Annotated in this window: 22 protein-coding genes; 14 read left to right on the top strand and 8 right to left on the bottom strand. The window is 67.7% G+C overall.

All coding sequences use genetic code 11. From position 1 onward, the window contains the following. The first annotated feature begins 119 nt into the window (after positions 1-119). Both J7I89_RS17450 and J7I89_RS17455 read left to right on the top strand, forming a co-directional pair. Positions 120-2,087, top strand: a complete 1,968-nt coding sequence (locus J7I89_RS17450; RefSeq protein WP_214972959.1) for an MFS transporter — start codon at positions 120-122, stop codon at positions 2,085-2,087. Next, positions 2,084-2,632, top strand: a complete 549-nt coding sequence (locus tag J7I89_RS17455; RefSeq protein ID WP_214972960.1) for a TetR/AcrR family transcriptional regulator — start codon at positions 2,084-2,086, stop codon at positions 2,630-2,632. Before J7I89_RS17450 ends, J7I89_RS17455 begins: the two co-directional genes overlap by 4 nt. Before the next feature lie 39 nt (positions 2,633-2,671). Here the strand turns inward: J7I89_RS17455 and J7I89_RS17460 are convergent, their stop codons facing one another. The 4 genes from J7I89_RS17460 to J7I89_RS17475 form a co-directional block, all read right to left on the bottom strand. Beyond that, the gene (locus J7I89_RS17460; RefSeq protein WP_214972961.1) at positions 2,672-3,400 is read right to left on the bottom strand and encodes a hypothetical protein; all 729 of its coding nucleotides are present in this window, start codon (positions 3,398-3,400) and stop codon (positions 2,672-2,674) included. 206 nt (positions 3,401-3,606) lie between these two features. Further along, on the bottom strand, positions 3,607-7,074 hold the full coding sequence (locus J7I89_RS17465) for an ATP-binding protein (RefSeq protein ID WP_214972962.1): 3,468 nt from the start codon (positions 7,072-7,074) through the stop codon (positions 3,607-3,609). Continuing rightward, positions 7,071-7,892, bottom strand: coding sequence for a DUF4194 domain-containing protein (locus J7I89_RS17470; RefSeq protein ID WP_214972964.1), 822 nt, complete (start codon positions 7,890-7,892; stop codon positions 7,071-7,073). The genes J7I89_RS17465 and J7I89_RS17470 overlap by 4 nt, the downstream gene beginning before the upstream one ends. Further along, positions 7,885-9,342 carry a DUF3375 family protein gene (locus tag J7I89_RS17475; RefSeq protein ID WP_214972966.1) on the bottom strand — a complete coding sequence of 486 codons (1,458 nt, stop codon included), beginning with the start codon at positions 9,340-9,342 and terminating at the stop codon, positions 7,885-7,887. The genes J7I89_RS17470 and J7I89_RS17475 overlap by 8 nt, the downstream gene beginning before the upstream one ends. A 303-nt stretch (positions 9,343-9,645) precedes the next feature. Here J7I89_RS17475 and J7I89_RS17480 point away from each other — a divergent pair, with 303 nt between their 5' ends. From J7I89_RS17480 to J7I89_RS17490, 3 genes are all read left to right on the top strand, one after another. Further along, positions 9,646-9,948, top strand: a complete 303-nt coding sequence (locus tag J7I89_RS17480) for a hypothetical protein (protein WP_214972968.1) — start codon at positions 9,646-9,648, stop codon at positions 9,946-9,948. A gap of 63 nt (positions 9,949-10,011) precedes the next feature. Further along, a complete protein-coding gene (locus tag J7I89_RS17485; RefSeq protein WP_374102025.1) occupies positions 10,012-12,063 on the top strand; it encodes an acyl-CoA dehydrogenase family protein in 2,052 nt (683 codons plus the stop codon). Between the two features lie 178 nt (positions 12,064-12,241). Beyond that, positions 12,242-13,108, top strand: coding sequence for a TIGR04086 family membrane protein (locus J7I89_RS17490; RefSeq protein WP_214972970.1), 867 nt, complete (start codon positions 12,242-12,244; stop codon positions 13,106-13,108). A 6-nt stretch (positions 13,109-13,114) separates the two neighbouring features. Here the strand turns inward: J7I89_RS17490 and J7I89_RS17495 are convergent, their stop codons facing one another. After that, on the bottom strand, positions 13,115-13,522 hold the full coding sequence (locus J7I89_RS17495; RefSeq protein WP_214972972.1) for a YchJ family protein: 408 nt from the start codon (positions 13,520-13,522) through the stop codon (positions 13,115-13,117). Positions 13,523-13,731: 209 nt separating this feature from the next. Between J7I89_RS17495 and J7I89_RS17500 the strand changes: the two genes are divergently transcribed. From J7I89_RS17500 to J7I89_RS17515, 4 genes are all read left to right on the top strand, one after another. Continuing rightward, entirely contained in the window at positions 13,732-14,571 is an 840-nt protein-coding gene (locus J7I89_RS17500; protein WP_214972974.1) for a hypothetical protein, read from the top strand. A 104-nt stretch (positions 14,572-14,675) separates the two neighbouring features. Then, a complete protein-coding gene (locus J7I89_RS17505) occupies positions 14,676-15,680 on the top strand; it encodes an aldo/keto reductase family protein (protein WP_214972976.1) in 1,005 nt (334 codons plus the stop codon). An 8-nt stretch (positions 15,681-15,688) separates the two neighbouring features. Next, positions 15,689-16,540 (top strand): SDR family oxidoreductase, encoded by an 852-nt coding sequence (locus J7I89_RS17510; RefSeq protein ID WP_214972978.1) that lies wholly within the window; start codon positions 15,689-15,691, stop codon positions 16,538-16,540. Positions 16,541-16,696: 156 nt separating this feature from the next. Continuing rightward, positions 16,697-17,806, top strand: a complete 1,110-nt coding sequence (locus J7I89_RS17515; RefSeq protein ID WP_214972980.1) for a sulfite oxidase — start codon at positions 16,697-16,699, stop codon at positions 17,804-17,806. A gap of 72 nt (positions 17,807-17,878) precedes the next feature. Here the strand turns inward: J7I89_RS17515 and J7I89_RS17520 are convergent, their stop codons facing one another. Then, positions 17,879-18,652, bottom strand: a complete 774-nt coding sequence (locus tag J7I89_RS17520) for an SDR family NAD(P)-dependent oxidoreductase (RefSeq protein ID WP_214972982.1) — start codon at positions 18,650-18,652, stop codon at positions 17,879-17,881. Between the two features lie 98 nt (positions 18,653-18,750). Next, positions 18,751-19,575 carry a sugar phosphate isomerase/epimerase gene (locus tag J7I89_RS17525; protein ID WP_214972984.1) on the bottom strand — a complete coding sequence of 275 codons (825 nt, stop codon included), beginning with the start codon at positions 19,573-19,575 and terminating at the stop codon, positions 18,751-18,753. Between the two features lie 194 nt (positions 19,576-19,769). Between J7I89_RS17525 and J7I89_RS17530 the strand changes: the two genes are divergently transcribed. The 4 genes from J7I89_RS17530 to J7I89_RS17545 all read left to right on the top strand — a co-directional run bounded on the left by J7I89_RS17530 (position 19,770) and on the right by J7I89_RS17545 (position 23,801). After that, positions 19,770-21,107: an MFS transporter gene (locus J7I89_RS17530; RefSeq protein ID WP_214972986.1), complete on the top strand. Its 1,338-nt coding sequence runs from the start codon at positions 19,770-19,772 to the stop codon at positions 21,105-21,107. Between the two features lie 23 nt (positions 21,108-21,130). Then, entirely contained in the window at positions 21,131-22,015 is an 885-nt protein-coding gene (locus J7I89_RS17535; protein ID WP_214972988.1) for a transketolase, read from the top strand. Continuing rightward, entirely contained in the window at positions 22,012-23,013 is a 1,002-nt protein-coding gene (locus J7I89_RS17540) for a transketolase family protein (RefSeq protein ID WP_214972990.1), read from the top strand. The genes J7I89_RS17535 and J7I89_RS17540 overlap by 4 nt, the downstream gene beginning before the upstream one ends. A 128-nt stretch (positions 23,014-23,141) precedes the next feature. After that, on the top strand, positions 23,142-23,801 hold the full coding sequence (locus J7I89_RS17545; protein ID WP_214972996.1) for a GntR family transcriptional regulator: 660 nt from the start codon (positions 23,142-23,144) through the stop codon (positions 23,799-23,801). Positions 23,802-23,843: 42 nt separating this feature from the next. Here J7I89_RS17545 and J7I89_RS17550 read toward each other — a convergent pair whose 3' ends face one another. After that, positions 23,844-24,623, bottom strand: coding sequence for an SDR family NAD(P)-dependent oxidoreductase (locus tag J7I89_RS17550; RefSeq protein WP_214972997.1), 780 nt, complete (start codon positions 24,621-24,623; stop codon positions 23,844-23,846). Between the two features lie 97 nt (positions 24,624-24,720). On the opposite strand from J7I89_RS17550, the gene J7I89_RS17555 reads away from it, so the two are divergent. Beyond that, positions 24,721-25,104, top strand: coding sequence for an RNA-binding S4 domain-containing protein (locus tag J7I89_RS17555; protein ID WP_214972999.1), 384 nt, complete (start codon positions 24,721-24,723; stop codon positions 25,102-25,104). The last annotated feature ends 2 nt before the right edge of the window (positions 25,105-25,106 follow it).

The raw sequence follows: 25,106 nt of genomic DNA on the forward strand, positions 1-25,106 counted from the left end.
CGCGTGACGCAAAGCATGCCCGGATTCCTTGCCGTTCCAGGGTGAACAATGGTTCACTCGAAAGGAGTAAACGCGCGTTCACCACGCCGCGCACCCGTCCGCACCCCCGAAAGCGCCTCATGACAGCAGCCGCGAAACCATCCCGCACCCCCTCCCCGTCCGCCATCACGGCCGTCCTCGCGTTGAGCGGCACGGTGGCGGCACTCATGCAGACCCTTGTGGTGCCGCTGCTCCCGGACTTCCCCCGGATCCTGGGCGTCACGGCGGACGACGCGTCATGGCTCGTGACTGCCACGCTGCTCTCCAGCGCGGTGGCGACGCCGATCGTGTCCCGCAGCGCCGACATGTACGGCAAGCGCAGGATGATGGTGGTGTGCCTGGCCATCATGGTGGCGGGCTCCATCATGGCCGCCGTGGGCGGAACGTTCCTGTGGCTCATCATCGGCCGCGCCCTCCAGGGCTTCTCCTCGGCCCTGATCCCGGTGGGCATCAGCATCATGCGCGATGAGCTCCCCAAGGAGAAGATGGGCTCGGCGGTGGCGCTCATGAGCGCCACCCTGGGCATCGGCAGCGCCCTGGGCCTCCCCCTGGCAGGGGTGCTGTACGAGGGCCTCGGCTGGGAATCGATCTTCTGGGTTGCGGCCGGGGCAGGCACGCTCCTGCTCCTCGCCGTGGTGCTGGTGGTCCCGGAATCCAAGGTCCGCACCCCGGGCCGCTTCGACTATGCGGGCGCCCTGGTACTGTCCGCCGCGCTGGGGTCCCTGCTGCTGGCCATTTCCAAGGGCGGCTTGTGGGGCTGGGACTCCGAACCGGTCCTCCTGCTGTTCCTTGCCGCCGCACTGCTGCTGGCGGCGTGGGTGCCCTACGAGCTCAAGGTGGGCCAGCCCATGGTGGACCTGCGGACCTCGGCCCGCCGCCCGGTCCTCATGACCAACCTCGCGTCGCTGCTGATCGGCTTCGCGATGTTCGCCAACATGCTCCTCACCACCCAGCAGCTGCAGCTCCCCACCGCCACCGGCTACGGGTTCCAGCTGAACGTCATCACAGCCGGCCTGTGCATGGTGCCGTCCGGACTGGCCATGGTGGTGTTCGCACCGGTGTCGGGCGGGATCATCCGGCGTTTCGGCGGCAAGACGGCGCTGATGACCGGCGCGTGCGTCATGATTGCCGGCTACGTGGGCCGCGTCTTCTTCTACGACTCCGTCGCCACGGTGATCATCGGCTCCACGGTGGTGAGCGTGGGCACCGCCATCGCCTACGCGGCCATGCCCACCTTGATCATGGGCGCCGTCCCCATCACTGAAACCGCGTCCGCCAACGGGCTGAACAGCCTGGTGCGCTCGATCGGCACCTCGACGTCGAGCGCCGCCGTCGCCGCCGTCCTCACCTCCGTGACCATGACGGCGGGGCCGGTTCGTCTGCCCTCCTTCGAGGCGTTCCAGGACGTGTTCTGGATGGCCGCGCTGGCATCGGCCGCCTCGGTGCTCGCCGCTGTCGCCATTCCGTGGGCCGCCGCGAACCGCCCCGCGGTGCCCGCCGCAGCTGCTGCGGAGCTCGTGGTCCAGGGCCGGGTCCTGGCGGCCGACCACCGCCCGCTGACTCCCGCCGTCGTGACCGTCCTCCAGACCACCGGCGAGCCCGTCGACTGGAGCCGGGTGGACACCGACGGCAACTATTCGGTGGCGCTGCCCGGCGCCGGCAGGTACCTCATGGTGGCCAATGCCGCCGGTTGGGCGCCGATGGCCGAGGTCTTCGAATTCGACGGCCGCACCCTGAGGCAGAACTTCCTGCTGCAGGATCGGCTCGAACTCGGCGGGACGGCCACCCTTGGCGGGGAGCCGGTTGACGGCGCCGTGGTGACGCTGCTGCAGGCCAGCGGCGAGCATGTGGCCACCACGAGGACTGACGACGACGGCGTCTACAGGCTTCCGCTGCCGGCCGCCGGCCGCTACATAGTGACTATGCTTCATCCCGTGAATCATCAGGCTATGGCGCGGAAGCTCGCCGTCGACAACCGCTCCGTGACCGTGGACCTCGCCGCTCCCCTTGTGGAGGAACGGAATGCCGGCGAGCCGGTGACCGCTTGAGCGCCCCGAGCCAGGAGGCCATCCTCAGCGCCGCCCGGCGACTGTTCGGCGAACGGGGCTACCGCGCGGTGACGGTCCGCGACATCGCCGCCGAGGCCGGCGTCTCGGCCGCGCTGGTCATGAAGCATTTCATCTCCAAGGACAAACTGTTTGCCGCCGTGCAGCCGGACGAGTCGCTGCTCACGGAACTTGACGTCCCGACGTCGGAACTCGGCAGCGCGCTCGTGTTCCGCGTGCTGATGCGCCGGGAACGCGGCATGCAGGAACCGTGGGCCATGATTCCGTTCAGCGTCCACGACTCCCCCGATCCCGAGGCGGCGCGGACAGAACTGCGCGAACGCTACCTCGGCGCCATCGCCCGGCTGATCGGGGACGCCACGCCGGACCGCCGTTTCGCGTCCACGGTGACGGCCCTGATGACCGGTTTCGGCGAGACCGTCAGGACCCTCGGCCTCTTCGACGACTGGGACTTCGACGACCTCGTGGCGCACTACGGGGCGATCGTCCAGGCCCAGATCGACGCCTGCGCCGCCTCCCTCGAATAATCAAAGAAGCTGGCTGAGCCCGCCGAAACCAGCGTTAGGTCACCGGTAGGTGACGCTGAGCAGCAGCCCCTTGATGGCCCGCCCCTCGGTGCTGGCCAGCCAGGCCTTGGCTGCGGCGTCGTTGGCGAAGGGCTTCTCGATGAACTGCGCCTCGGCCACGAGCACCTCCTTACCGATGCGGATGATCCCGTCGAGTGCCGCGCCCTTCCCTGCCTGCGGTGCCCCGGCCGTCAGGTGCATGCGGTACGTGGAATTGCTGTCCATCCGGTCCACGTAGAAGGAGTAGTGCGCGGCGGGGGCCGGCTGCTCCCCGAGGCCCGGGACAGGTGCGGATTCGAACACGGTCCGGGTCACCGGATGGGTCACGCCGTCGGCGATCAGCCCCGAATACACAGTGACCTGCTTGGTGCCGCTGGCGTCGAAGACGGTCGCGGTCCGGGAGGTGGACGGCTTCACGTCTCCGGTGAAGAGTTCCACCTTCCAGTCAGCCGGGTATTTGAAGGAGAGGCGCCCGTCCGGGAACGTGTACGTCGCCAGGACTGCCGGAGCGGGAGCTGACGACGACGGTTTGCCGCCGCTCGTCGTCGGGCTCGCCGTGGCGGTCGAGGACGTTGCCGGCGAAGTCGTGGCGACGCCCGACGGCGACGCAGTGCCGGAGGACGCCGACTGGGCGACTGCGCCGCAGCCGGCCAGGCTGAGTGCGGCGGCGGCCGCGAGGGCTGCGATGAAGGGGCGCTGGTGTGCAGGACGCATGATGGTGCCTTTCATGAAGGACGCCGTCAAGCCCGGAAGGGTAGCTGTGGCCCGCCGCATGGGAGTGTTGATGACCCTGGTGGAGCGTGAGGCGAAGAGTTGATGCAAAATACAATCGCACGCAGGAGCGGGCTCTTCCTAGGGATCCGTCAATAAATCCATCGATTTGTTATTTTTCGGCGCGGAAAGGTGACAACGGGTGATCCGGCTGCCTCCAGGGGCTAGCGGAGCACGATGTCCACGGGGTTGGCTTCGGACCGCCACTGACCTTCGGACCCGGGCTTCGGCGTGATCACCGGGGCGGTCAGCACGCCGGAGCGGTTGGTGCGCTTGTCCCGCAGGATTTCCGTGACGGAGCCGAGGTGCCGCGACAGGTCGATCACGTTCTCCGGGGCGGCGAGGAGCAGCTGGAAACCGAACTCGTGCAGCGCCTTGATCCCGGCCCCGGCGAATTCCTCAGAGGCCAGCACGAAGGCCTCGTCCATCATCACCGTGCCGTAGGTGGTGAAGCCCTGTTCGGCGATGCCCAGCTGGTAGCTCAGCGCCGCAGCCATGATGAACGCGGTGAAGCGCTGCCGCTCCCCGCCGGACATGGATCCGGTGTCGGCGTGCATAAAGACTTCCGTCTTCGTGCCGGCCTTGGCGGCCTTCTGCTTCGCTGGCGCCTCCACCTCGCGATGCTCCTTGCACTGGATGAACAGGTGCCCGCGGACGTCCAGCACCTCGGCGCGCCAGCGCCGGTCCTCCGGCGCCTGCGAACCCAAACGCTTTACCAGGGTTTCCAGGGACTTGTACCGGTTGGTGAGCTCGGCGTCGTCGTCGGTTTCCGCTCCGGCCGCTGCGGACTTGCCGTGCCGCGTGTGCCGGGTCTTCAGCGCGCTCTGGATGGCGTCCTTGAACTGCTTGGCGGTGGCCGGCAGGGTCTGCTTGATGTCTAGCTCAAGGAAGCTGCCCTCGTGGAAGTTGACCTCGGACAGGATGCCGTTCAGCGGCAGGATGCGGCTGGTAATGGAGCGGCGTTCCTCGTCCAGCAGGTGCAGCAGCGTGCTGAACGACTCGTGCGTGCGCTGGTTGAAGAACTGCCGGAACTCCGCCTCTTGGGCGGGCAGTCCGTCGCTGACGATCGCGTGGTAGCGGGCCTCAAACTCGCCGGCCGCCCCGATGGACGTGCCGTGGTCGGCGGAGATGGCGGTGCCCCACTCACGCACGAAGCCTTCGAATATCCGGGTCAGCCGCTCGGAGGTTGCCTGGCCGCGGGATTCCGCGGCGTGGAGCTCGCCCAGCAGCTGGGTCTTGACCCGGGCGGCAAGGTTGTCCAGCTCATGCATCTCACTGACGTCGCCGAAGCCCCCGAAGTACGGTTCCAGCGCGGTGACGGTGGAGTCCGACGGCGGCGCCTGGTGCAGGCGGGTCCGCGCGGCTTCCAGCAGCGAATCGGAGGCGGTGAGCTGGTGGTCCACGGCCTTGTATTCGCTCTGCAGCACGGCCGCTGCCTCGGTGCTGGACTGGTGCTTCTGGCGCGCCGCTTCGATGTTGGCCCGGAGCGGTTCGAGGTCCGCCTGCGCGGCCAGGGCATCCTTGAGCCGCTGCTCGATCCTGGCGAGCTCGTCCGCGGCCACGGCAGCCGAGACCTGCTCCCACGTACGGTGGTCGTCGGCCACGCGGCGCAGGGCCTCGAGCTGCCGGGACATGCCCTGGTGGGACTCCTCCCGGCTTTGGGCCAGCTCGGCGGCCTTGGCGAGTTCCTGCCGCAGGTCCGCCACCCGGCCGGCCACGAGTTCCAGCTTGGACGCGTTATCGAATCCCAGGACGTAGTCCTGCCTGCTGGTGAAGCGGTCGTCCTTCTCCACGGTGTGCCGGTTGCGCTTGACCACGCCGCCCAGGCTCAGGCCCTTGTCCAGCCCGGCAAGCTCGTCCGGGCTTTCCACGCACGGATAGGCGAAGTCGAGGGCGATGCGTTCGCGGACCCATTCCCCGGCCGCGGCGTTGTGCCCGGCGGTGAGGATCTCCAGCTTGGTCAGCAGGTCGCCGTCGGACACGTCCTCCACGGCTAGCGCCGCGCCGGCGAGCGGCTTGGACACGTCCACTGCGCGCAGGGCTCCCCGGACGGTGTGGTCGTTCAGGTACCTGGTGACGGCGGCGAAGTGCTCGCCGGGAACCAGGAGCGTGGTGGCCAGGTTCCGCAGGGCGCGCTCGGCGGCGGGCCGCCACTGCTCCTGACCCTCCGCGAGGTCGATGAGCTCCCCGCCGAAGGGCATCTGCTCCTCGGGAACTCCGGTTGCGGCCGCGATGGCGGCGCGGTTTTCAATGCTCGACGGCGGCAGCAGGGACTTGCGTGTCTTCAGCGACACGAGCTCCTGCTCCGCCGCGGCGAGCTCGCGCTTCTTCGTGGCGTGGCCGTCAAAGGCCTCGAAGCGCAGCTCCTTCAGGGCATCCGAATCGCCCTTGAGCTCGGCCGAGCGCGCGGCCGCCTGCTCGTGGGCCTGTTCCCAGCCCCCGGCTGTCCATTCCAGCTCCAGGCCGGCATCCGTCAGAGCCTGGCGGGCCACGTCCTCCACCTGCTGGCGGAGCTTGAGCCCGACCCGGGCATTCTCAAGCGACTGTTCGATCGAGGAGATGGCGTTGCCGCCCTGGTTGTTGTAGTCCGCCTCAAGCTGCCGCAGGTCCTTGGCCAGGCCGTCCCGGACTGCCCGTTCGGCGCTGAGCTCCTTGGCCTTGGCCTGGGCGAGCGCCTTGAATCGGGCCAGCGTCTTCTCGTGGACCGTGACCGCAAGTTGCTGCCTGTAGGCCTCGAACTCCTCGCCCGCGAGCTCCCGGAGCCGGTTCGCGTCCAGCAGCGCCTGGGCATATTCCTTGTTCAGTCCGGGCACCGGAGCCAACTGGTCGCGCTGCTGGCGGACGTCCTCCAGCCGCTGCCGGATGGACATGAGGTTGCTGAATTCCTCGACGACGTCGTCCGCCGCAGCGAGGGTGGCCGGGGCGTCCAGCACCTGGTCGCGGAAGAAGGTGTTGACGCTTCCGCCGAGGCCCTTGCCGGCCTGGATCACGCGGAGCAGCGGCAGCGCTTGGTCCGAGTTGATGCCCAGGAGGCGGCGGAACCGCTCGGCGAAAGCCTTGTGGACGTCGAAGACCTGGGCGTCCGGGAAGATCGACTCCAGAGCCGCCTTGGTGAAGCGTTTCTCGGCGATGTCCTCGATCGCGGGAAGGTCCAGCGGCTTGTTGTCGATCAGGTAGTACCGGCCGACGCTCGATTCCGTGCCGTTCTTCGGCAGGTCGAACAGCGCGGACACCGTCACCTTGGTGCCGGCCGCGTTGTCGAACGTCAGGGCGACGGCGGACCACGTGGCACCCGGGCGCTGGAAGGCACTGGCCGAGCCCTCGCCCACAGCCTTGTCGCCCACCTTGCCGCGCATATACGTGAACGTGGTCCTCTTGTCCTCCACGGCTCCGCCGACGCGCTGGGCGGCGGCCTCGTTGGAGCGGGGCCGGGCGTCAAACACCCTCAGCATGGCGTCGAACAGCGTGGACTTGCCGACGCCCGAGTTGCCCGTGAGCAGCGTGCCGTTGCGGTCCACGTGCATCGTGTGGGCGCCATGGAACGTGCCCCAGTTGACCACCTGGACGAGGGCAAGGCGCATCTGGCCTGGGTTGGTGAGCTCGCCCATCGGCAGCATGGTTGCGATGCTCACTTGGCCTCTCCGTTCGTGGCCGTATCGGCTGTTTCGTCGCCGTCTGCCTCTTCGTCGCCGCCGGAGTTGTCGCCGTCGAGCTCTATCAGTGCTTCGGTTCCCGTGGGGTCTGCCGTGGCTGTGACGAGGGCTTCGATCTGGGCGGGGATGTCCCCTATGTTTTCGAACGGAAGGGCCAGCGGGAGGGCGTTGGATATGGTGTAGACGTCGTCCAGGGCGGTGGTGAGCAAGAGCTGGCGGGCCAGGAGCTTGGTGATGGCCCGGTTGACCACGTCTGAATCGCGGAGCGCGTCCTGCTGGCCCGCCGGCTGGTAGTGGGCCACGAGCTCGGCGATTTCCTCGCGCGTGATGGTGGGGTCGGTCTGGGCCGCGACGTGGCGGTCCAGCAGCAGCCGGAGCCGGAGCAGCACGATGGTTTCCACCCGGCTCAGGGCGCGCTGCTGGCGCAGGATGCTGGAGCGCGTGCTGCCGCCGATGGCCTCGGGATCAACCGGCCGGACCACGGCGATCTTGCGCTCGTGGTCCAACTGCAGCGTGAGGAACAGCTCGGACAGGCGGCTGCGGAGGATCAGCTGGTTGTCCAGGAGCGTGGTCCACAGTTTTTCGTCGCGGCCGCCGTCCACGTAGGGGCCTTTCAGCAGCTTCACGAGGGCCTGGCGCACCTTCATGGACAGCACGCCGGTGTCGCCCGGGAACAAGGCGGCGCCGTCTACGAAGGTGTCCCGGGGCGTGACCGAGAACGTGTCGGCGCGGGGTGGCTCCGCAGCCGATGCGTCGGTGTCCAGCCCGCCGGGTGATTCTTGGGGAAGTTCAGTCATCGGAATCCTTCTTGAGCGTGACCACCGGCAGGTATGCCGTGCGGGTGGTTCCGTCTATCTGTTCGAAGTCGAGGGCGTCCACGGCTGCGTGGTCAAACCGGGCGCCTTCGTGGAGGGCGTGGGACAGGAGCGCCCGGATCGAGTTGATGTGCTGCTCCTCTGGCGGAAGCTGCCCCCAGGCCTCGGCGAGGGTCGCGGCGCCGGCCGCGGCGGCGCGGATGGCCGCCGGCTTCGCCTTGCCGGTGCGCGGCGAGCGCAGGCGGTCGGAGTCGCTGAAGGCGATGGGGTCGGCGAGCTTCGGCGGGGCCGCGAACTCGTCGGGATCGAACAGCTTGACCATGGCCAGCGATTCGAAGCCGGCGTTGAACAGCACCGGCCCCGGGACCAGGCCCGGGCGTTCGCGCTCATAGGGCAGGGAACGGATGGCCTGCTCGGCCTCCCGGAGCACCTTGCGGAGGCGCACCGACTGGCGGAAGTCGTCGCTCTGGACGTAGGTGTTCAGGCTCTCGCTGAGCTTGCCGTAGATGCGCTGGATCTGGCTGTGCTGCTGCCGGAGCTCTGCCACAAGGTTCTTCAGGGTTTCCCGGTCCTCCGGCGAGAGGTCGTCCGCGAACTGGCGGCTGAGCACCTCGCCGATCGCCGAACGGAACCGCAGCTGTTGCTGCGGGTCCTCGAGGAAGGCCGTGAAGGAGCGGAAGGTCCTGCCTTCGGGGCTTTGCCGCAGCCGCTTGTCAGCCTCCAGCACCTGCGCCATGGTGGCACCCTTACTCAGGGACTCCTCGATGATCTGGTTGCGCAGCTCGCCCACCAGCTCCTCGATCCGGTCCCGCATCTTCTTGTAGTCGGCGGGCAGGCTCGCCGCGAGGTCCAGGATGTTGCCCGCGGCTTCCACGGCCTGGTCGTCGTCGAGCAGTCCGTCGAAGTCGCCCGAGGCGATGTCCTGGATCAGCTGGCGGCGCTCCCCGATCTCCTCCTCCAGGGATTCCAGCCGGGCGGTCTGGTCCGGGTTGGTCTCGTTGGCGAGCTTCTCCACGTCGCCCAGCAGCGTGCCCAGCCGGGACCCGTTCAGGGTGGAGCGTTCGCTGGAAAGGCTGTCCAGGAAGGCCAACACGCGGGCGGCAGGTTCGGTGACCTCGTACACGATCTGGCCCGACTGGTTCCGCCGGGTGAGGAACTGCTTGCGCGTCCACTCGTCGCCGAAGGATTTGCCGTTGGCACCGCCTCCCAGACCGGGCTCCTGGTGGCGGAGCTGCTCAAGGAAGGAGTCGACGTCGGCATGGAACTCTTCCAGCGGAAGCTGCGGCCGCGTGCGCGTAAAGGACGCCTGCAGCACAGCGATGACCCACGGGGCGGAACGCGTGAGCGCCCAGGCGGGTCCCTTGGTGAGGAGCTCGAGGTCCCGGAGCCGTGCGCTGATCGCGTCAGCGGAGGACGTGGCGGACCGGGGCACACACTCTCCTTCAGTAGCTGGGGGATCGTTTCGGCGGCGGAAACCTGAAAACGGCCAAGTACAAGGTTAACGCAGACCGACTTCCACCCGACGCCCGGCCATGAGACGCCCTCATGTTGACTGGGAAGCAACGTTACGGCTGTGACTGGTGGGGCTGCTGAGACAAAGCCGTGACCTACGGAGCAGTATGATTTCGATCCCGTATCAACGGGTCCAACTCGCCACGCGGACAGTGGCCCGGACTCACGGCAGGCCCTACGCTCGTGCTACTGATCCAACCGCAGCAAAGGCGCAGGGGGAAGCATGGAGTTCGACCTAAGTGCAGTGGAGACGGCCACCTTGGTGTTCATCGGAACCTTGGTTTTTGCCCTGGTGCTCGTCGTGTTCGTGGCGGCGGCGGCCTTCGCCGCGCTGATCCTGGTGGGCGTGGGACGGCTGGCCTGGCTGATCGTGGCGGGCACGCTGGTCGGAATGGTCCACGGCATCAACGATTTGTGGGACAGGCTGGTTCACCATGCCTCCACTGTCGAGCTTCCCGGCGACTTTCAGGGCCAGCCATCCCCTAGCACCGGTACTTACCCGCGAGTAGCATTGAGGGACAGCTGAAGGGTCCTCCACCCGCGGCGGACCCAGGGCTTGAGCCGGTCATCCGGTTAGAGGAGATGCCCCGTGAGCTCCGCCACTGATAGTCAGGCCACCGAGGATCCCACCCAGGCGCAGGCCGCGGGTCACAAGACGATCCCGCCCATCGACAGCCCCGCCTCCGAGACGCCGGTCGCCGCCGAGAAGATCGGGGCCGGTGCATCCGCCGAGGACGCCCGCGCCATCGCCGAGGCGGCGCGCGAGACCGAATGGGGCAGGCCCAGCTTCGCCAAGGGCCTGTACCTCGGCAGCTTCGACCTCGGCCTCATCCATCCTTGGCCGGCGGCCAGGGCGGAGGATGTGGAGCGCGGCGAGGCCTTTATGGAGCGGCTCACGGAATTCTGCCGGACCATGTCCGGGCGGGTGATCGAGCGCGACGCCAAGATCCCGGACGAATACCTCAGGGGCCTCGCCGACCTCGGCGTGTTCGGCATGAAGATCCCGCTGGAGTACGGCGGCCTGGGCCTTTCGCTGGTGTACTACGGCCGGGCGCTGGCGCTGCTTGGCTCCGTTCACCCCAGCCTCGGCGCGCTGCTCTCGGCGCACCAGTCAATCGGCGTCCCGGAACCCGTCAAGGTGTTCGGCACCCCGGAGCAGAGGCAGGAATACCTGCCGCGCTGCGCCGCAGGGGCCATTACCGCGTTCCTGCTCACCGAGCCGGATGTCGGCAGCGACCCCGCCCGGATGGGCAGCACCGCTGTTCCCACGGACGACGGCGAAGCGTACGTTCTGGACGGCGTCAAGCTGTGGACGACGAACGGCGTGATCGCCGAACTGGTGGTGGTGATGGCCGTGGTGCCGCGCCACACCGACGCCGACGGCACCGTCCACAAGGGCGGGATCACCGCCTTCGTGGTGGAGATGGACTCCCCCGGCATCACCGTGGAAAACCGCAACGCCTTCATGGGCCTGCGGGGAATCGAGAACGGCGTTACCCGGTTCCACCAGGTCAGGGTTCCGGCGGCCAACCGGCTGGGCCGCGAGGGCCAGGGGCTGAAGATCGCCCTCACAACACTCAACACGGGGCGGCTGTCCCTCCCCGCGCTCTGCGTCGCCACGGGCCGCTGGAGCCTGAAGATTGCCCGCGAATGGTCCAACGCGCGCACCCAGTGGGGCCGGCCGGTGGGCAGGCACGAGGCCGTGGGCAAGAAGATCGCGTTCATTGCCGCCACGGCCTTCGCCCTGGATGCGGTGTTCGAGCTCTGCGCGGAAATGGCGGACGCCGGGCAGAAGGACATCCGGATCGAGGCCGCCCTGGCCAAACTGTGGTCCACCGAGATCAGCTACCGGATCGCCGACGAGCTGGTGCAGATCCGGGGCGGGCGCGGTTTCGAGACGGCCGATTCGCTGGAGGCCCGCGGCGAACGGGGCGTTCCCGCGGAACAGCAGCTGCGCGATCTTCGCATCAACAGGATCTTCGAGGGCTCTTCGGAGATCATGAAGCTGCTGATCGCCCGTGAGGCCGTGGACGCCCATCTTGCCGCCGCAGGGGACCTGGCCTCCGCGGAGGCGAGCCTGTCAGACAAGGCGCGGGCCGCCGTCGGGGCTTCCGGCTTTTACGCGAAGTGGCTGCCGAAACTCGTGGCCGGGGCGGGCATGGACCCGCGCTCCTATAGCGAGTTCGGCCGCCTTGCCAAGCAGCTGCGCTTCGTGGAGCGGTCCTCGCGGCGGCTGGCCCGGCAGACGTTCTACGGCATGGGCCGCTGGCAGGCCGGGCTCGAGCACAAGCAGGCATTCCTGGGACGGATCGTGGACATCGGTGCCGAGCTCTTCGCGATGGCGGCGTCGTGCTCGCGGGCGGAGATGCTGCTCCGCACGTCACCGGAGCGCGGGGCCACCGCATTCGAGCTCGCCGAGGCCTTCTGCGAACAGGCGCGCGTGCGCGTGGACGAATACTTCGATCAGCTGTGGAGGAACACCGACGACGGCGACCGCCAGCTTTCGCGAAAGGTGCTCGCCGGCGACTACGAGTGGCTTGAGGCAGGGGTCCTCGACCAGTCCGAGGGCACCGGGCCGTGGATCGCCGACGCGTCCCCCCGGGCGACGGTGAAGGAGAATCTGCACCGCACGTACCGGTAATCACGGACCGGAATCGGCCTCCCAACTGGAAGGACGGCGCGAAAACCAAATACTAAGCTTCCTTGCTATCGGTCATTGAACGGAGTTAGCTAGAAGTGAGGCCAGGGCCGCGGCCTAGGCATTGCGTTGCCCGGCTTAGACCATGAGCCTGGTCCGTCCAATGAAAGTGAGAAGTTCGATGAGCAACTCAATAGGCTCCGAGGACAGACGCATCCGCCGCAGCGAACACCGCGCTGCCGAACCCAGCCCCGCAGAAGCCAACCCCGCCGAACCCCGCACCGAGGCCACGCCAGTCTATGACGCCACGCAGGCGCGCGGCACGGGCGGTACAGCCGGGGATACAGACACCAGGGCGCTGGACACGGACGACCGGAACAGGGACCTCAGGGAACCATACGCGGAGCGGGACTACACACCCGACACCCGCACCGCCGATGAGACCCACACCGATCCCAGCCTCGCGACGCGGGAAATGGCAGTTGCCCGCGAAAAGGAGGCTTTCGGCGGGGTCAAGGTGGGCTCGGCATTCTTCGGCTGGCTGGCCGCCACCGGGATGGCCGTGCTGCTGACGGCCCTGGTCGCGGCAGCCGGAACGGCCGTGGGACTGGCGACGAACACCGATGTCAACGTGGCGGTCGGCCAGGCGGCGTCGGACCAGACGGTCGGAATCGTGGGCATCATCGTGCTGCTCGTCATCCTGTTCGTCTCCTACTACAGCGGAGGCTACGTGGCGGGTCGGATGGCCCGCTTCAACGGGGCCAAGCAGGGCCTCATGGTGTGGATCTGGGCACTCATTGCCGCCGTGGTGGTGGCGGTGCTGGGAATGATCGCCGGTGAGCGGTTCAACATCCTGGCCCAGCTGAACAGCTTCCCGCGCATTCCCGTCAACGAGGGCCAGCTCACCACCACCGGCATCATCGCCGCCGTCGTGGTCGCAGCGGTGGCGCTGGTGGGCGCCGTCCTCGGCGGCCTGGCCGGCATGCACTTCCACCGCAAGGTGGACCGTGCCGGGTTCACGCCCACGGCGGACTATGAGGAGCGGTAGCGTCCGCTACGTCTGGTGAAGGACGACGGCGTCGAGGTAGTACCAGCGGCGGTCCACCCTCAGGAAACGGCTGGTTTCGTGGTGGACCCCGCGCTCCCCGCCCTGCCGGAAATGCGCCTTGAACTCCACCTTTCCCTCGGTGTCGAGCGGACCGCCCCGCCCCGTGGACACGATGTCCAGGCGGCGCCATTCGAGTCCGGGATCGAGCTCCAGCTCGGACGGACGCGTGTCAGGGTGCCAGGTTTTCAGCAGGTAGCCGGCGTCGAGGAGCACGAAGGCGCTGTAGCGGGAACGCATCAGCTGCTCGGCCGTCGCCGCCTCCGCCGCTCCGCTGTGGAACCGGCCGCAGCAGTCTGCATACTGCTCACCGGACAGGCACGGGCAGTTACCGGTAAAGGGCTGGGGCTGGGTCATTGGCATCCCTGGAAAGTATCGAGTTCGCTTGGTGTTTCCGACTATAGGCGCCGGACTGGGTGCGCATCCGATAACAGCTTCGAAACAACCCCCGGCGGGGCTTGTCATGCGCGCATGTCGGCAGTAAATAGTCCGTAAGGTGGTTAGGGGCCGTTGTCCGCCGTGATGCGGCGGGAAGCAATGTCCGCTGGCTGGTTTAGGAGGGTGAAGTGGAAGATCCGACAACGATCGCACTTAATCTGACCTTTTTCGGCACGCTGGGTGTGGCGTTCGTCATGTTCATCGGCATGTTCATCCTCGTCGTGATCACGCTGGTGATCGCGGGCGTGGGACGCCTGGCTGCGCTGATCCTGATGGCCCTGTTCGGCCGGTTCCCCGGGAACGACACCATCGAAGTGGTGCGGCTGCCCGTAGGCACGCAGGCTTCCCCCGGCGCTGCACCTGATCGGACCCCCGAAGCCCGCCAGGAACGTCCCGCAAAGACACCGAAGGCCCCCCGTCCGGTGCGGGAGCCGCGCCCTCCGCGCGACTGGAAGAAGCTGCTGAGCCGCGCCGGGCTCAAAGCGGCGCTCCGCACCGCCGTCGTCCATCACCCGCTGCTGACGGCCGCACGGCCGGTGCCGCCCGTCCTGGCGAAGGACTGGGCAGCCGCGGTGGCTGCCGCCGATGCCCGCGCGGTGGCGCGCGCCAGGGCGGCTGCCCCGGCGATCAAGGTCACCGGACCGGACCGGCCCGCACTTGGCGTGGCTGCGGACGGCGTGGTGAAGGTTGCGCCGCTCGTGGAGTCCGCGCTGCACACGGGGGCGCTGCACACCGAGGCCCTGCAAAAACAGGCCGCCCACAAGGACGCATCACACAACGAGGCCCCCCGCACGGAGGCACCGACGCCGGGCGACGCGGGATCCAAGGGCGCGCCCGTGCGGTCCGCGCTTGCCCTGTCCGCCCAGCCTCCGCGCCCCTCCCGGAAGCCCGCCGGGCACATGGCCGTCCTGGACACCGGTTCCATGGTCTCGCTGGCGCAGCACGAGGACGTCCGCGTCCGGTCCTGACGCATCAGTCCCGACAGTTAGGCACGAAGGCTGATCGGCGCGGCAGGCAGATGACCTGCCCGTATCCCTTACCCTGGGCAACCATCTCCGCTAGCGTGAAACCCATGGAATTCAGATACCTCGGAAACAGCGGCTTCAAGATTTCGGAAATCATGTTCGGCAACTGGCTGACCCACGGCTCCCAGGTGGAGAACGACGTCGCCGCCCAGTGCGTGCGGGCAGCGCTCGACGCCGGCATCAGCACCTTTGACACAGCTGACGTCTACGCCAACACCGCAGCCGAGACGGTGCTCGGGGAAGCGCTAAAGGGTGAACGCCGCCAGTCCCTGGAGATTTTCACCAAGGTCTTCGGGCCTACGGGACCCAAGGGCAAGAACGATCTTGGACTCTCACGCAAGCACATCATGGAATCCATCGACGGCTCCCTGGCCAGGCTGCAGACCGACTACGTCGACCTGTACCAGGCCCACCGCTACGACTTCGAGACGCCGCTCGAAGAGACCATGCAGGCGTTCGCGGACATCGTGCGGCAGGGCAAGGCGCTGTACATCGGGGTCAGCGAATGGACCGCGGAACAGCTCCGGAACGGCCACGCACTGGCGAAGGAACTCGGCTTCCAGCTCATCTCCAACCAGCCCCAGTACTCCATGCTGTGGCGGGTCATCGAGGAGGAGGTTGTTCCCGCGTCCGAAGAGCTGGGCATCTCCCAGATCGTCTGGTCCCCCATGGCACAGGGCGTGCTGAGCGGCAAATACCTTCCCGGCCAGCCGCTGCCCGAAGGGAGCCGCGCCACGGATGACAAGGGCGGCGCCAAGATGATCCAGCACTGGATGCGCGATGACGTCCTGACCGGCGTGCAGCAGCTCAGGCCCATCGCGGAAGAAGCCGGGCTGACCATGCCGCAGCTTGCCGTTGCCTGGGTGCTGCAGAACCCGAACGTGGCCTCGGCCATCATCGGCGCCTCCCGCCCCGAGCAGATTGCGGACAGCGCGGCGGCTGCCGGCGTCCGGCTGGAACCGGAGATCCTGAAGAACATCGATGACGCCATCGGCTCGCTCGCCGAGCGTGATCCCGCCCAGACTAAATCCCCCGCGACGCGCGAAGCCTAGGACCGGCCGTGACAGACCTTCCCGGCCTTGCCGTCACCGGTTCCTCGGGCGTCCTCGGCGGAATGGTGGCCCGCCAGCTCGCCGAAGCCGGGTTCCCGCAGCGGCTGCTGGTGCGCGACGCCGGACGCGCACCGGAGCTGGACACCGCACCGCCCGTCCTGGTCAGCTACGCGGACCCGGTGCTTTCGCGCCCGGCATTGGAGGGCGTGAAGACCCTGTTCATGGTCTCGGCGGCTGAGGCGGAGGACCGGCTGCAGCAGCACTACGCGTTCGTGGACGCCGCCGCCGCGGCCGGCGTGCAGCACATCGTCTACACGTCGTTCTTCGGCGCGGCACCGGACTGCACGTTCACCTTGGGCCGGGACCACTACGCCACCGAGGAGCGGATCCGTGCGTCCGGGACGGCCTTCACCTTCCTGCGGAACAACTTCTACCTGGACTTCCTGCCGACGCTGGCCGGGGAGGACGGCGTGATCCGCGGCCCGGCCCGCGACGGTGTCATGGCGGCCGTGGCCCGGGAGGACATCGCCCGGAGCGCGGTGGCGGTGCTCCGGGATCCTGCCGTGCATGCCGGCTTCACGTACAACCTCACGGGTCCGGAGGACATCTCGCTGGCGCGTGCGGCCGAGGTGCTCACCCGGTCCACCGGCCGGACCATCACGTACCACGACGAAACCCTGGAGGAGGCGTACTCCTCCAGGGCCTCGTACGGGGCTCCGGCGTGGCTGGTCAAGGCGTGGGTGAGCACGTACACGGCGATCGCCGCCGGTGAACTGGCCGGGCCGACGTCGGACGTGCGCGGGCTGACCGGGCAGGACCCGATCGGACTCGAGGAGTTTGCGAAGCTGCCGCAGCTGTAGCCGGCAGCACCGCCGGACGGGCTGCCGGGGCGGGCTGGCGGCGGTGGCGGACGGCCCGCCGGGCCGCCGGGGAGCGGCTGTTGACGGCCCTGAGGGGTCGGCGTAAACCTAAAAGGGAGCACGCCCGTCAGCAGCACCGAGCAGAATCGCAACGCCATGACAAAGCTGATCTACCGCCGCCGCCAGTCCGCCCGGCCCAGGCCGCATTCAGGGGAACCCACGTACGGGCCGCTCACCCAAGACGAACTGCAGCTCGCCGCGCGGAACCATTCGATGCCGCTGGAGGCCCTCCGCGAGGACGTGACGCCGCCCGGCATGCACTATGTGCTGACGCACTTCGACATCCCGCAGACAAGCGACGGATCCTGGCACCTGCGGATCGGCGGCGCCGTCGAGATGGCGATGGAACTGAGCCTGGCCGCGCTCAAGAAGGACCCGGCCATCAGCGTCCCGGTGACGCTTGAGTGCGCCGGCAACGGCCGCTCCCTGCTCAAGCCGCGGCCGCTCAGCCAGCCATGGGTGCTCGAGGGCGTGGGCACGGCCGTATGGACGGGTGTCCCGCTGGCCTACCTCCTGGCACAGGTCCGCGTGGAGCCCGAAGCCGTCGAGGTGGTGTTCACCGGGGTCGATGAAGGGGTCCAGGGCGGCGTCCGCCAGCAGTACGCGCGGAGCCTGCCGATCGCTGAGGCGCTGCGGCCCGACGTCGTGCTTGCCTACAAGATGAACGGCAGCGACCTGCCGCCCCAGCACGGCTACCCGCTGCGGCTGGTGGTTCCCGGCTGGTACGGCATGGCGAGCGTCAAATGGCTGCAGTCCATCAAGGTGGTGACGGCCCCGTTCCGCGGCTTCCAGCAGTCGGTCGCGTACCGCTACCAGCACAATGCGGACGACGCCGGCACACCGGTTTCGCGGATCAGGGTGCGGTCGCTGATGGTTCCCCCGGGAATTCCGGACTTCTTCACGCGGCGCCGCATCCTCCCCCGCGGTCCGGTCATGCTGCGCGGCCGGGCCTGGTCCGGCGAGGGCGCGGTGACAAGCGTAGAGGTCGGCATCGACGGCAAGTGGCTTCATGCCCAGCTGGATAAGCCCGCCGGCTCCTTCGCGTGGCGCGGCTGGAGCCTGCCCTGGGTGGCGGATCCGGGCCATCACGAGCTTGCCTGCCGGGCCACCGACGCCACCGGAGCCGTCCAGCCCCTGGATCAAAACTGGAACTATCAGGGCATGGGGAACAACGTGGTCCAGCGCGTGCGGGTCACGGTGGAGTAGGCCGGACCTCACCATCGTTGCACGTCATGACACGGCCCCCGCTGGCCGGCGCACGGCGGCGGGCAGGTGCTGCTAGTGGATATGGCTGCCGCCGTTGATGTCGATGGTGGTGCCGGTGAGGTAGGCGGATTCCTCGGAGGACAGGAACGTGATGACGGCCGCGATTTCCTCGGTGGTGGCGTTGCGGCCGAGGGGGATGCCGGCGTTGATGGCGGCTTCCTGCTCCTCGGTGCTGCCCACGCGGATGTTGGTGTCCACTGCGCCCGGCGTGATGGCGTTGACGGTAACTCCCGTGGCGCCGATTTCGCGGGCCAGCGCCTTGGTGAAGCCCAGGATGGCGGCCTTCGCGGCGGAGTAGGGGACTTTGCCGAACACGCCGCCGCCGCGCTGGGCGGACACGGAGGACATGTTGACGATCCGGCCCCAGCCGCTGGCGATCATGTCCGGCAGGAACGCCTTGGTGACCAGGTAGGTGCCGGTGGAATTCACGGCCATGACCTTGTTCCAGAGGTCCAGCGTGGTTTCCAGGAACGGCACGGGCGAGGTGATGCCCGCGATGTTGGCCAAGGCGCCGACCGCGGGAAGCGTGCCGGCAGTGACCTCGGCCGCCACGGCCCTGTGGGCGGCGCTGACGGAGTCCTCGTTGGCGACGTCGATCTCGTAGCCGAAGGCCGGGACGTTGAATTCATTGCCGATTTCGGCGGCGACCTTAGCGGACTTCTCGCCGTCGAGGTCCAGGATCACCACGGCCCAGCCCTGGCTGGCGTAGCGGCGTGCGGTGGTGATGCCGATGCCCCGGTCCGAGGTGGCCCCGGTGAGGACGGCTGTGCGCTGGATGGTGGTCATGATGCTCCTTGGGTTGCTTGGTTGTGTATTTTTGGAATCGGTTGCTCCACAAGCGCCGTTTTCACGGTCCAAAACGGCGCTTACGGAGCAATCGATGGTCAGATGAGGTCGGTGATGAAGCTGGCCGCCTTGGCCGCGGCAGCCGGCCGTTCATCGTGGGTGACGTCCCGGGTCTCCAACTCCAGCGAGAAGTGGCCGGTGTAGCCGTGCCCCGCAAGCGACCGGAGTCCGGCGGCAAAGTCGGCGTGGCCGTTTCCGATGCTCAGGTTGATGTTCCCGGGCACGGCATCGCGCAGGTGCACATGGGCAATCCGGCCCTGGTGGCGTTCGATGTACTCCAGCGGGTCTTCGCCGGCGGCGACGATGTGGCTGAAGTCCATCACGATCCCGACGCCGGAACCGGCCAGCCTGCCCGCCAGCAGTTCCGCGCGTTCCAGGTTCCAGCAAAACCGCAGGAAGTGCAGGGATTCGGTCCAGAGTTCGACGCCGAACTCCGCCGCCCGCTGACCGGCCCGGATCAGCTGGCGTGCTATTTCGTCCAGGTCCTCTTCGAGGCTCCGGACCGGTTCGTGGCCCAGGGCGCCGCAGGGAAGGACCAGCGCCTTCGCGCCGGTGTTCGCGGTGAGGGTGAGCAGCGCATCCAGGTGCCGGTCGCGGGCCGCCTGCTGGCCGGCGTCGAGCACCGCGTTGAGATCCCCGATGTCCCCATTGACGGAGCGCACCCGCAGCCCGGAGGCTGCAACTTCGGCTGTTACGGCCGTGACGGCGCCCGCATCCAGGTCATAGGGGACGTGGTCGCAGACGCCGGGAAGGGCGCCCAGGTCGATTTCCTCGAGGCCCAGCCCGGAGATGGTGTGAAGGGCGGTGCTCAGGTCCTGGTGGCGGAAGCTGATGGATGAGCAGCCGAGTCGGGGGTTGAACATCTTCGTCGATCCTCTGGTCATGCCCGCGGGCTTGGTGATGGACACCACACTACGTAAGTTAACTGTCAACAGTCAACCTCTGAAGTTGACTGTTGACATAGCGTCATGATGCAGGTCACACTGGCTTATCACTTGTTAACAGTCGACAGTGCTGGAGCGTTGAGCCTCAGTCGCTATTCGAAAGGGATTCACCCATGAGCAACGAAGCTCTGAAAATGCGGGGCCACGTGCACGGCACGAAGGACGCAAAGCGCGTCGCCATCGGCTCCGGTGTTGGCGCAGTCATTGAGACCTATGACTTCATCGGCTTCGGCACCGCCGCGGCCCTGTACTTCGGAACGGCGTTCTTCCCCACCGGCGACCCCGTCACCGGCACCCTGGCCGCCTTCGCCACCCTCGGCGTGGGCTTCGCGGCCCGGCCCATCGGCGGCATCATCGGCGGTCACCTCGGCGACAAGGTCGGCCGCAAGCCCGTGCTGGTGGCCTCGTTGATCCTCATGGGCGTGGCCACGTTCCTCATCGGCCTCCTGCCCACCTACGAGCAGGTGGGCCTGCTCGCACCGGCCCTGCTGGTGTTCGTCCGCGTGGTCCAGGGCCTGGCCTTCGGCGCGGAATGGGGCGGGGCCATCCTGATGAGCTACGAGCACGCACCCTGGAAGTCCAAGGGCAAGTACACCGGCATCGTGCAGGCCGGCTTCCCCGTTGGCCTCCTCCTGGCGAACCTCGTCTTCCTCGTGAGCGTGAACCTTGGCGGCGAGCTCGCCTGGCGTGTTCCCTTCCTGGCAAGCATCGTGCTCGTCGCTGTCGGCCTCATCATCCGCTCCAAGGTCCCGGAATCGCCGGTATTCGACGAGGTCAAGGAGAGCGGCTCCATCGTGAAGTCGCCGATCATCGAGGTCATCAAGACCGACTGGCGCAGCATTGTCCGCGGCATCGGCCTCCGCATTGCGGAGACTGCCGGCTACGCCGTCTCCATCACGTACATGATTTCCTACCTCCACACCCAGCAGCTGGCGGACAAGACCCAGACGCTCGTGGCCCTCTGCATCGCCTCGGCGATCGGCATCTTTGCCACCATGGCCTGGGCCCGGCTGACGGACAGGATCGGCCGCCGGCCCCTGTACGTCTGGTCCTGCGCCTTCGCCGCACTGTTCGGCATCCCCATGTTCCTGCTCGTGAACACCGGAATGTTCATCTTCGTCATCGCCACCATTGTCATCTCCTACGCTGTCTGCCAGAACTCCCTTGCCGGCGCCCAGGGCCCGTGGTTCCCCGAGCTGTTCCAGGCCAAGACCCGCTCCTCCGGAGCGTCGCTGGCCTACCAGATCTCCGCCATGGTCTCCGGCTTCACCCCCTTCGTCACCACGCTCCTGTTCGTTTCCCTGGGCTGGATGGGCCCGGCCCTCCTCTTCAGCTTCTACGCAGCCATCGGTCTGTGGGCGGCCGTCGTCACCCGGGAAACCTGGGGCAAGCGTGAGCGGCAGCTGGCAGATGAAGCCACCAACAGCACCCCGCAGACAGTCACCGTCTGATGACCACCACAGAAGAAGCTCAAATGACCGCCACACAGGAAACCATGACTGCCACCACAACAGAACGCGTTGACAGCGTTTCGGCCGCCGCGTACCGGATCCGGCACCACGCCCTGACCATGGGCGAGGTCCAAGGCCAGGGCTACGTCGGCCAGGCCCTCGGGGCGGCGGACATGCTGGCGGCCGTGTACGCGGACCAGCTTCGCTTCCAGGCCGAGGACCCGCACTGGGAGCAGCGCGACCGGTTCCTGCTCTCCACCGGGCACTACGCAATCGGCCACTACGCCGCCCTGGCCGAGGCCGGGATCATTCCGGTCGAGGAACTGGACACCTACGGTTCGGACGATTCCCGGCTCCCGATGTCCGGCATGTCCACCTACACCCCGGGCATGGAGATTTCCGGCGGCTCCCTGGGCCACGGGCTCACCATCGCCGTCGGCATGGCACTGGGGCTGCGGCACCAGGGGTCCCGGGCGAGGGTCTACAACTTCCTCTCCGACGGCGAGCTGGACGAGGGCTCCACCTGGGAGGCCGCCATGGGCGCGCACCACCACCAGCTCGGCAACCTCACCGCGATGGTGGACATCAACGCCCTGCAGGCGGACGGCAAGACGGACACCGTGCTCCGCACCGAACCAGTAACGGAAAAGTGGGAGTCCTTCGGCTGGTACACCCAACGCGTGGACGGCAACAACATGGCCGAACTGCTGCAGGCCTTCGACAACGCAGCCGCCCAGGCCGCCGCCGTCGGGCGTCCCTCCGTGATCCTGTGCGACACGAAGGTGGGCCGAGGCGTCCCGCTGCTGGAGGACCGCGAGAAGGCCCACTTCATGCGCATCGAGGAACACGAATGGCAGCTCTGCCGCGAGCAGCTGACCGCAGGATACGAAGGAAAGGCAAGCCGATGAGCGCCACCACCGCATTGAAGGGCACCAAGCTGAAGACCTCGGCCATGATCGCGTCCTTCGCCGATCCGGGCCAGAAAACCGCATCCGCACCGTTCGGACACGCCCTGGTGAAGGCCGCACAGGAAAACGACAAAATCGTTGGCCTGACTGCCGACCTCGGCAAGTACACGGACATGCACATCTTCGCCCAGGCCTTCCCGGAGCGCTTCTTCCAGATGGGCATGGCCGAACAGCTCCTCTTCGGCGCCGCCGCCGGATTCGCCGAGACCGGGCTGGTGCCGTTCGCATCAACCTACTCCGTGTTCGCCGCCCGGCGCGCCTATGATTTCCTGTGCCTGGACAGCGCCGAACCGAACCTGAACGTGAACATCGTGGGCGGCCTTCCGGGCCTGACCACCGGCTACGGCCCCAGCCACCAGGCCACCGAAGACATGGCGATTTTCCGCGGCATGCCCAACCTCACCATCGTGGACCCCTGCGACTCGATCGACATCGAACAGGCAGTGCCGCAGCTCGCAGCAAGCGAAGGCCCCACCTACCTGCGCCTGCTCCGCGGCAACGTGCCCACCGTGCTGGACGAATACGGCTACACGTTCGAACTCGGCAAGGCCAAGGTGCTGCGCGGCGGCAACGACGTCGTCTTCGTCTCCAGCGGGCTGATGACCATGCGGGCGCTTCAGGCCGCCAAGGCCCTGGCGGAGCACAACGTGGACGTCGCCGTCGTCCACACGCCCACGATCAAGCCGTTCGACGCCGAAACCGTGCTGGCCGAAATCAACACCGACCGGCTCGCCGTGACGCTGGAGAACCACAGCGTGGTGGGCGGCCTGTTTGAAACCGTTGCCTCGGCAGTGGTCACCGCGGGGCTGGGCAAGCGGGTGGTGCCGGTGGCGCTGCCGGACGCTTTCCTCGACGCCGGCGCCCTGCCCACCCTGCACGAACGCTACAGCCTGTCCGTGCAGCGGATCGTGGCCAAGGTGCTGGCGGAGCTTGGCTGACCAAGATCTCCAAGAGAAGCGCGGAGCCGGCCTGCCCGGCTCCGCGCTTCTGCCGTAATATCAACAGTTAACAGACCCACTGTAAACAGTTGACCACTGACATCGAACACTGACCCTGAGGACAAATGATGGCCGGAGCAACAGCACCCCTGCTGGGACTGCAAAAGAAGAGCCTTCGCGAGCAGGCACTCTCCGCGCTGCGCACCGCCATCACCAGCGGCGAGCTTGAGCCCGGCCGGCACCTCGTCGAAACCGAGCTGTCCGAAATGCTCCAGATCAGCCGCGGAACGCTCCGCGAGGCCCTGCGGCAGCTTGAGCAGGAAGGCCTCGTGTCGGCGGGGCCGCGCGGACGCCTCTCCGTCCGCCACCTGGACGCCAAGGAAATCCGCGACATCTACTCCGTCCGGGCTGCACTGGAATCCCTTGCGGCCCGCACCCTGTGCGAACTCCCGGACCGCCAGAAGGTGATCACGTCGCTGCGCGCCGCGATCGACGCCATGGCGGCCGCAACCGAGGGCAGCCTCGAGGAGCGGATCGAATCCGACCTCGAGTTCCACCGCACCATGTGCCGCCTCACCGGCAACGAGACCCTGCTTCACTCCTGGGAATCGCTGGAGGGATCCATCCGGATGTCCATCATGTTTGCCGGCCTGGAGAAGGGCGTCAGGAACATGAGCGTCGAACGGCACCACGACATCGTGGCGGCCATCGAGACCGGCGATGCCTCCCTGGCGCGCGACACCATCCGCGAGCACATGGACTCCGCCGCCGCCGTCCTGGTGGCGTAGGCCCGCTTGGTCCTCGGGTTCGCCCGGTAACCAGCGATCGCGTCAGTAGTCAACGATCGCGCCGCCGGAGATGTTGAAGGTGGCGTCGGTCATGGACCCCGCCTTGTCCGAGGCGGCGAAGGCGGCCACGTTGCCCACGTCCTCCAGGGTGGCGGTCCGGTCCAAGTGAGCGGTCCTGATGATCTCACCCACGATCTCCTCGCGCCCTTCCATCTGCCACGGAATGGTCTCGGCAATCCCGCCCGTGACAATGGTGACAACGCGGATGCCGTGCTTTCCCAGCTCCAGGGCCCACTGCCGGCGCAGCCCCTCCATGGTGTCGAGCGCCACTTTGAACCCGCCAAGCCCCGCGAGGGTCTGCGGCCCGGAACCGCCGAACGTCAGCACCACCCCTGAGCGCTGCCGGATCATGTGGCGCGCCGAAGCCCTGGTGGTGAGGAAGTGCGTGCGCGCGGCGTTGGCGATGGGCTGGAGGAAATCCGCCGGCGAGATCTCCATGAGTGGCTGCTGGATGTCGCCGAGGGAAATGAGGTTGAACGAGATGTCGATCCGGCCGGCCTTCTTGGCAACCTGGGCGACGAACTCTTCCACCTGGGTTTCGTCCAGGGCATCGACGACGGCGGTCTCGGCCGTGCCGCCTGCCTCACGGATGTTCCGGGCCACCCTGTCCAGCCTGGACTGCGTGCGCCCCGCCAGAAAAACGTTGGCACCCTCGCCGGCGAACGCCTCGGCGACAGCCGTGCCCACGGGGCCTCCGGCGCCGTAAATCACGGCAGTCTTTCCCTGCAGGATGCCACTGTGCTGATTCCCGTCGTCGGGCATGGTCGGCCTCCCTCGAAGTGAACTTCTGGCAGTCCACTCCACTATGTTCTTGCCCGGCGGACGTGGCAAGGGCGGCGGGCTATACTCGGCTGCAATCATGAGCAGCCTTCCTTCCGCCCCCGCCACGGTCCGCGTCGACGCGTGGCTGTGGGCCATCCGCGCCTACAAGACGCGATCCGCGGCCACCGCCGCCTGCCGGGCGGGCCACGTCCGCCTCAACGGAAACCCGGCCAAGGCCTCGCACTCGCTGGTTCCCGGTGACACCGTCCGCGTCCGCCAGCCGGGCTACGAGCGCATCCTCGAGGTGCGCCGGTTGATCGCCAAGCGGGTCGGTGCCGAGGCGGCGTCCCACTGCTTCACCGACCACACTCCTCCGCGCCCCGCGGCTCCCGCCCTTGGCCTGCCGCAGCGCGACCGCGGGGCCGGGCGGCCCACCAAGAAGGACCGCCGGGAAATGGAACGCCTCAAGGGCTCCGGTTAGAA

The organism is Arthrobacter sp. ISL-5, from assembly GCF_018613835.1.
Lineage (GTDB): Bacteria > Actinomycetota > Actinomycetes > Actinomycetales > Micrococcaceae > Arthrobacter.